Annotated in this window: 8 protein-coding genes; 6 read left to right on the top strand and 2 right to left on the bottom strand. The window is 64.9% G+C overall.

The features are described from left to right. From PGX04_RS07825 to PGX04_RS07805, 5 genes are all read left to right on the top strand, one after another. The coding region (locus tag PGX04_RS07825; RefSeq protein ID WP_465263801.1) for a eukaryotic translation initiation factor 5B at window positions 1-791 on the top strand (791 nt) is incomplete at its 5' end. 478 nt (window positions 792-1,269) lie between these two features. Continuing rightward, a complete protein-coding gene (locus PGX04_RS07820) occupies window positions 1,270-1,692 on the top strand; it encodes a hypothetical protein (RefSeq protein WP_273737988.1) in 423 nt (140 codons plus the stop codon). Between the two features lie 152 nt (window positions 1,693-1,844). After that, complete coding sequence (gene pyrG, locus PGX04_RS07815; protein ID WP_273737987.1) at window positions 1,845-3,530, top strand: glutamine hydrolyzing CTP synthase; 1,686 nt, start codon at window positions 1,845-1,847, stop codon at window positions 3,528-3,530. Next, window positions 3,530-4,447: a glutamine-hydrolyzing GMP synthase gene (gene guaA, locus PGX04_RS07810; RefSeq protein ID WP_273737986.1), complete on the top strand. Its 918-nt coding sequence runs from the start codon at window positions 3,530-3,532 to the stop codon at window positions 4,445-4,447. Before pyrG ends, guaA begins: the two co-directional genes overlap by 1 nt. Next, a complete protein-coding gene (locus PGX04_RS07805) occupies window positions 4,444-4,779 on the top strand; it encodes a DUF7126 family protein (protein WP_273737985.1) in 336 nt (111 codons plus the stop codon). Before guaA ends, PGX04_RS07805 begins: the two co-directional genes overlap by 4 nt. Window positions 4,780-5,342: 563 nt before the next feature. Here the strand turns inward: PGX04_RS07805 and PGX04_RS07800 are convergent. Next, window positions 5,343-6,101, bottom strand: coding sequence for a 5-formyltetrahydrofolate cyclo-ligase (locus tag PGX04_RS07800; RefSeq protein ID WP_273737984.1), 759 nt, complete (start codon window positions 6,099-6,101; stop codon window positions 5,343-5,345). Further along, the gene (locus PGX04_RS07795; protein WP_273737983.1) at window positions 6,094-6,699 is read right to left on the bottom strand and encodes a MogA/MoaB family molybdenum cofactor biosynthesis protein; all 606 of its coding nucleotides are present in this window, start codon (window positions 6,697-6,699) and stop codon (window positions 6,094-6,096) included. The genes PGX04_RS07800 and PGX04_RS07795 overlap by 8 nt, the downstream gene beginning before the upstream one ends. A 137-nt stretch (window positions 6,700-6,836) precedes the next feature. On the opposite strand from PGX04_RS07795, the gene PGX04_RS07790 reads away from it, so the two are divergent. Then, window positions 6,837-7,329, top strand: a 493-nt coding sequence (locus tag PGX04_RS07790; protein ID WP_273737982.1) for an alcohol dehydrogenase catalytic domain-containing protein, incomplete at its 3' end; no start/stop codon positions are given.

Here is a 7,329-nt window from a genome sequence, read left to right as displayed (position 1 = left end):
ATCTCGAGGACGTCGTCGCGGAGGTGCAGGCCGAACTCGCGGACATCGCCGTCGACACCGCCGAAGAAGGTGTCGTCGTCAAGGCCGACACGCTCGGCATCCTCGAGGCGATGGCCGACGCTCTCGGTGACGCGGAGGTGCCGATCGTCCGCGCGGAGGTCGGCGACGTCGCGCCGCGGGACGTCTCGGTCGCCTCGACGGCCGACGACGGGAAACAGAAGGTCATCCTCGGGTTCAACGTCGACGTGCTCGACGACGCCGAGGACCGGGCCGAGATCGAGGACGTGACGATCTTCACCGACGAGGTCATCTACCAGCTCATCGAGGAGTACGAGGGGTACGTCGAGGGCATCGAGAAGGCCCAGCAGGACACCATTCTCGAGAACATCACGCGACCCGCTCGATTCCGGATCCTCCCGGACCACACCTTCCGCCAGAACGACCCCGCGGTCGTCGGCGTCGAGGTGAACTCCGGAACGGTCCAGAACAACGCGAACGTCGTCAAGTTCGAGGGCAACGAGGTCGACCGCGTCGGCCAGGTCAAGGGGATTCAGGAGCAAGGCGAAGACGTCGACGAAGCCCGTGCGGGCAACCGCGTCTCGGTCGCCATCGACGGCCCCACCGTCGGACGGGGGATCGAGGAAGACGACGAACTCTGGATCGAGATCCCCGAGAAACACGCGAAGATCCTCGAGCAGGAGCTCGCGAGCGATATCCCCGGCGACGAACTCGAGGCGCTGAACATGTACCTCGACAAGCAGCGCAGTCGAGACCCGTTCTGGGGCAAGTAGACGTTCCTTTTTCCGCCTCGGGATTCCTCACGGTTCGAGAGACCTTCGATCTCTCGTCACTGAGCCGAGCAAAGCTCGGCGAGGTCCAAAAGAGCGCAAAGCGCTCTTTTGAAGATCACGAAAGACGCAAAGCGTCTTTCGAACGACTTCGTTCGGAACCGCTCGTCTGCTCACGGGCGCATAGCGCCCGTTCGCATGGCACGCGGGACCGGAGGTCCCGCGCTGGCGCAAAAATCTACGCTACAAAGGCCGCCTCTGCGGGCGTCGCCCGCTTCGGCGGCGAACCGCTCGCTACGTTCGCGGATGCTCCGGTTGGAAGTCCTTCACCTGTACTTACCACAAGAATGCTGACTGCATCATCTGTGGGCCAATGCAGCCGTTCGTTCTAGAGCGTCCGCGTACTCACTCCTCGGGCCGCTCGAGTCGGCCCGGCGAGTTCCGGTGTGAGAGTTACCACACAGCAGGTCGTAGGAGGTGTATGCTCGTCCAGCTCAGACAGTACAAGCACGAGGAGGTGCGCTTCGACGACAATCGGACGACCGGCGAGTCCCAGACCGAGGATACGGTGAACCCGGACGCCGAGGACTATTTCGGCGAAGACATGGACGACCTCGACGTCGAGACGTGGGATACGGTCGAGTACGCGGGCGATCCGATCGAGCGCCGTTCCATCACGATCGATGGGGTCACTGCCGTCTCCGTTCCGAAGGAACCGACCGACGAGGACGATCCGGATCTCCCCGGGCAGACGATCCAGTTGCGGATGGGCGGCGGTATCGAGAACCTCGCGCAGGCCGAAATCGTCGAAGTGCAGGATCTGGAAGTCCAGGATCCGGCCGAGGGAAAGGTTTCCAAGGAGGACGAACCCCACGGGAAAGCATCCATGGACGACGAGCCCTAGGCAGCGTATTTTCCCGTCGCCGTCCCGTTTTGAACGAACGTGGACTCGAACGGGCGCGCCGCGCGGTGACCGCGCCGACGAAGGGGTGACAACCTGTGTCGGAGGCAGTGCGGTCCCGAAATCGTTTTCAAGCGGTCGCGCGCACACTCGGTATGCCGACGGAATCGGACACTCATTATGACCCCTCGCTGGGGAACAAGTTCATCTTCGTCACCGGCGGCGTCATGTCGGGACTCGGGAAGGGGATCACGGCCGCGAGCACCGGCCGACTCCTCAAGAACGCCGGGTTCGACGTCACCGCGGTCAAGATCGATCCGTATCTGAACGTCGACGCGGGGACGATGAACCCCTACCAGCACGGGGAGGTCTACGTCCTCGAGGACGGCGGCGAGGTCGACCTCGATCTCGGGAACTACGAGCGGTTCCTCGACATCGACATGACCTCGGACCACAACATCACGACGGGCAAGACCTACCAGCACGTCATCGAGAAGGAACGCGCCGGCGACTACCTGGGCAAGACGGTCCAGATCATCCCCCATATCACCGATGACATCAAGCGCCGGATCCGCGAGGCCGCCGAAGATACCGACGTCTGTATCATCGAAGTCGGCGGCACCGTCGGGGACATCGAGGGGATGCCCTATCTCGAGGCCTTACGCCAGTTCGCCCACGAGGAACCCGAAGAGAACGTCCTCTTCACCCACGTCACGCTCGTCCCGTACTCGAAGAACGGCGAGCAGAAGACCAAACCGACCCAACACTCGGTCAAGGAGGTCCGCTCGATCGGCCTCCAGCCCGACGTGATCGTCGGCCGGTGTGAGGACCGTCTCGACCCCGAGACCAAGGAGAAGATCGCGCTGTTCTGTGACATCCCGACCGAAGCGGTGTTCTCGAATCCCGACGTCGAGGACGTCTATCACGTCCCGCTGATGGTCGAAGACGAGGGGCTCGATCAGTACGTCCTCGAGCGCTTCGGGCTCGCCGACGAGGCGCTGCCGCCCGAGGAGCGAACCAACGACTGGCGCGAGATCGTCACCACCGAGAAGGACGGCGAGATCGATATCGCGCTGGTCGGCAAGTACGACCTCGAGGACGCCTATATGTCGATCCACGAGTCGCTGAAACACGCCGGCTTCGAGGTCGGCAGCGACGTGACCGTCCACTGGGTCGCGGCCGACGAACTGAGCGAGGGTCACGACGGCCAACTCGAGGGAATGGACGGCGTTATCGTTCCCGGCGGCTTCGGGATGCGCGGCTCCGAAGGGAAGATCCGGGCAGTACAGTACGCCCGCGAGAACGACGTTCCCTTCCTCGGACTCTGTCTGGGCTTCCAGATGGCCGTCGTCGAGTACGCCCGGAACGTGCTCGGTCTCGAGGACGCTCACTCCGCGGAGATGGAAGAAGACACGCCGCATCCGGTCATCGACATCCTGCCCGAACAGTACGAGGTCGAGGACATGGGCGGCACGATGCGGCTGGGCGAGCACACGACCGTCATTGAACCCGAGACGCTGGCCTACGAACTCTACGGCGACACGTCCTGTTCCGAACGGCACCGCCACCGCTACGAGGTCAACCCCGAGTACTTCGACCGGTTCGAGGACGAACCGCTCGTCTTCTCCGGCACCGCGGGCAACCGGATGGAGATCCTCGAGCTCGAGGACCATCCGTTCTTCCTCGGGACGCAGTTCCACCCCGAGTACACGTCCCGCCCCGGACAGCCGAGCCCGCCGTTTCTGGGACTGGTCGAGGCAGTCCTCGAGCAGACCGACGATGCGGCCGAGAGCGAACCCGCCGACGCGGACACCGATTCTGAAACCGAGGTAACCCACTGATGGTAGACACCGAGACATTCGTCCCCGAGGCAGTTGCAGAGATCGACGACAAAATCGGCGACGCGAACGCCGTCATCGCCCTCTCCGGCGGTGTCGACTCGTCGGTCGCCGCCGCACTGGCCTACGAGGCTATCGGCGACCGACTCACACCGGTCTACGTCGACACCGGCCTGATGCGGAAAGGCGAGACCGACCAGATCCGCGAGACGTTCGACTACATGGAGTCGCTGCGAATCGTCGACGCGAAAGACCGCTTCCTCGAGGCCCTCTCGGGCGTCACCGACCCCGAGGAAAAGCGCAAAGTCATCGGCGAGGGGTTCATCCGGGAGTTCGAGCGCGAGGCGAAAGACACCGACGCCGACTACCTCGTGCAGGGGACGATCTACCCCGACCGCATCGAGAGCGAGGGCGGGATCAAGTCCCACCACAACGTCGGCGGTCTCCCCGAGGTCGTCGACTTCGAGGGCATCGTCGAACCGGTCCGCGACCTCTACAAGGACGAGGTCCGCGAGGTCGCCCGCCACCTCGGCCTCGACGAGATCGTCGCCGAGCGGATGCCGTTCCCCGGCCCCGGACTCGCCGTGCGCGTCATCGGCGAAGTCACCGAGGAGAAACTCGAGGTCGCCCGCCACTCGTGTCACGTCGTCGAGGAGGAACTCGAGGAGTACGAGCCCTGGCAAGCGCTCGCAGCCGTCATCGGCAAGGCCACGGGCGTCAAGGGAGACAACAGAGTTCACGGCTGGGTCGTCTCCGTGCGCTCGGTCGACTCGCGAGACGGGATGACCGCCCGCGCACAGGAGATCGACTGGGAGACCCTCCAGCGCATCCAGTCTCGGATCACCGGTCAGAACGACAACGTCGCCCGCGTCGTCTACGACGTGACCCACAAGCCGCCCGCGACAATCGAGTACGAATGAGCACCACACCCACGACTGCCATCGTCGCCGGCCCCGACGACGACGGCATCGGCGACGCGCTCGAGCACGAGGGCGTCGACGTCACCCGACTCAACGGCGTTATCTCCCGTCCGCACCTCGAGGAGGCCGGCATCGTCGCGGCCGATCTGTACGTCCTGACCGACACCGAGCAGGCGACGACGATCCCGATCGCCTGCGACCTGAACGACGGGCTTCGAACCGTCGTCTACGCTCGCGACTCCGTCCCCGAGTTCGTCAGGGGCCAGCTCGATCTCGCGATCGACCCGCAGTTGATGGACGCCGAGATCGTCGCCGACGAACTGGTCGCCTGATACCGAGGACCGTCGACCGCATCGACTCCATATCGCGCTTCGATCGATTTCGTCACGCGCCCTCGAACGACCGTGAGCTGCGCCGCTGAACCGATCGCAGACGGGTCACCGCCCGGCTAATTCTGTCGTGCATGCTGCTGTCCACTACAGCCGCCGTATGAACTTTCTCGAGCCCGATATCCGCAATATAAATCCGCATTGAATCTGCCGGAACTCGGCGTAAGGGTGGTATACCATCACCTCCGTTCAAGTAGCAATCGCCAGTAGTCGTGAGTGGAGGTCGACGGGCTGACCCCACCGATGGCACCCACCACCTGTACCCGCGACTTCCAGCAACCCCACCACAGCACCCTTCCCACCACTGCCAACCGATTCTCGTCGACGCGGGCCCGCCCCACCGGCTCGCGTCGCACCCTGCGATTCTGGCACTCGGGGCGCGGCGTTTTTCGCCGCGCTCCGGGGATGGACCCTCTCGTTCCGAACGATCTCGCTCTCGTCCTCGATAGTGACGAGTAACGCTAACACTGGCACTGATACGACACACTCGTCACCGAGAGACGCGGCTATCGGTCTCGAAGCGACTCGAGAACCGGAATCTCCTCGAGTCGCTCGTCCGTGAGCAAGTCCCAGTCGATCCCCTCGGGTTGCTCGCTCCCGCCCTCGGGTCGCACCACCCGCTCGGGCGTGACGACGAGGTTCATCGCGACGTCGTGCGCCCCGATCGCGACGGCGTCGTCGATCACCTGCCGTTCGTGGACCGACGTCGCCACCGGCGTCGACTCGTCGACCAGATCGAGTTCCCGGAGGACGGCATACTCGAGGTCGCTGTAGCCCTCACCTTTGCCGATCCGGCCGCCCTCTTCGGTTACAGCAACGCTGCCGGAGACGATCAGATCGACGCGGTCGACCGCCTCCGGCCCGACCTGTTCGCCGTGTTTCGAGGATCCGGAGACGGTCGTCGCCGCGTCGTAGTCCTCGAGGTCGTCGGGATCGAGTTTCAGGAAGCATCGCTCGTCGCTGAGCCGCGGGACGGCCATGTAGACCGTCTTTCCTTCGCGTAGCGCCCGCCGCCGAACGGGCAACTGCGGCGCGTCGGGATTGGCCTTGATCGTCGTCGCCTCGTTCCACTCCGGTTGCTCGGCCAGCCGGTCTGCAGCGTCGCTCGCCCCGGCGAAGTTCGGAATTCGGCCGTGGGGCGGGAACGGAAACCGGGCCTCGCCGCTCTCCTCGAGGTCGTCCCAGATCCGTTCGCGGACGGACGCCTTGTCGACGGCGTCGCTTCCAGCACCGTCACTGCCATCGTCGGAGCCCACGTCAGGCACCCCCGTTCGTCGCCTCGCTCGACGCACCGGTGTCCGCCGGTCCGTCCGCAGTGCCCGGCTCTTCCCCGTCCTCGGAATCCGGCTCCGCTTCGCGTGCGAGTTCGACGATCCCGGCCGCTTCCGAGAGGATGATCTCCTCGAGTGCGAGGCGGACCGCGTCGGGGTGGCCGGGGAGACAGAAGACCGGCGTCCCCTCGGCGATGCCGGCGAGGGTCCGTGCAGCGACAGCTTTCGTGCCGGCCCGCTCGTAGGCCAACACGGTGAATAGCTCGCTGAACGCGGTCAGTTCCTTCTCGAGGAGCGGGTCGACGGCCTCGATGGTGATATCGTCCGGTTCGACGCCGGTCGCGCCGGCGGTAATCACGACCTCGACGTCGCCACGATCGATCAGCCGCGAGACGATCGACTGGACCTTGTCGTAGTCCGAACCGACGTGTTCGCGCACCGTAATCTCGCTGCCGTTGTCCGCGAGCGCCTCGTTGATGGCCTCACCCGCGGCGTCGTCCTTGAGACTGCGATCCGAGGCGATCGTGACGACGCCGGTACAGAGCGTCGCGTCGTCGGGATCGGGGATATCGCCCGCGTCCGTGTCGTCCATACGTTGCCTTCGAAAGCCGGCGGGTAAAAGGTACGCACACGGCTGCGTACTCGGGTTCGGGTCTGAACCAGCTCCCGGACGGCCACCGGTGCTGGTAGCCCAACTGTTATGGCCGACGTTTCCGTTGCCATCCGTACATGCAGGCAGTCCAATTCGCGGAACACGGCGACAGGGACGTCATCGAGTACGGCGAGTATCCCGACCCCGAGGTCGATCGGAACGAGGTTCTGGTCGACATCAAGGCGGCCGCGCTCAACCATCTGGACATCTGGACGCGACGGGGAATGCCGGGGATCGACCTCGAGATGCCCCACATCCCGGGCAGCGACGGGGCCGGCGTCGTCGAGGACGTCGGCGAGGACGTGACCCGCTTCGAGGAGGGCGATCACGTCGCGCTCTCGGCCGGCGTCGGCGACCTTCGGATGGACGACCCGACGCTCGATCCGCGCTTCCACATCATCGGCGAGCACGTCACCGGCGTTCACTCCGAGTACGCCGCGATCCCCGAGGATAATCTGATCCCCGTTCCCGACCACGTCGACTGGTCGGTCGCGGGCTCGAGCAGTCTGGTCTTCCAGACCGCCTGGCGGATGCTCATCGAGCGCGCCGACCTCGAGGCCGACGGGTATC

This window comes from Natrinema soli, assembly GCF_028618695.1.
The sequence above is the reverse complement of the archived record's forward strand: the minus strand, read 5'-3'. Positions and strand labels throughout refer to the sequence as shown.

Bases quoted from the DNA above. Each gene is read 5' to 3' on its own strand.
- PGX04_RS07820 (WP_273737988.1), top strand. From the start codon at position 1,270: ATGCTCGTCCAGCTCAGACAGTACAAGCACGAGGAGGTGCGCTTCGAC.
- pyrG (WP_273737987.1), top strand. From the start codon at position 1,845: ATGCCGACGGAATCGGACACTCATTATGACCCCTCGCTGGGGAACAAG.
- guaA (WP_273737986.1), top strand. From the start codon at position 3,530: ATGGTAGACACCGAGACATTCGTCCCCGAGGCAGTTGCAGAGATCGAC.
- PGX04_RS07805 (WP_273737985.1), top strand. From the start codon at position 4,444: ATGAGCACCACACCCACGACTGCCATCGTCGCCGGCCCCGACGACGAC.
- PGX04_RS07795 (WP_273737983.1), bottom strand. From the start codon at position 6,699: ATGGACGACACGGACGCGGGCGATATCCCCGATCCCGACGACGCGACG.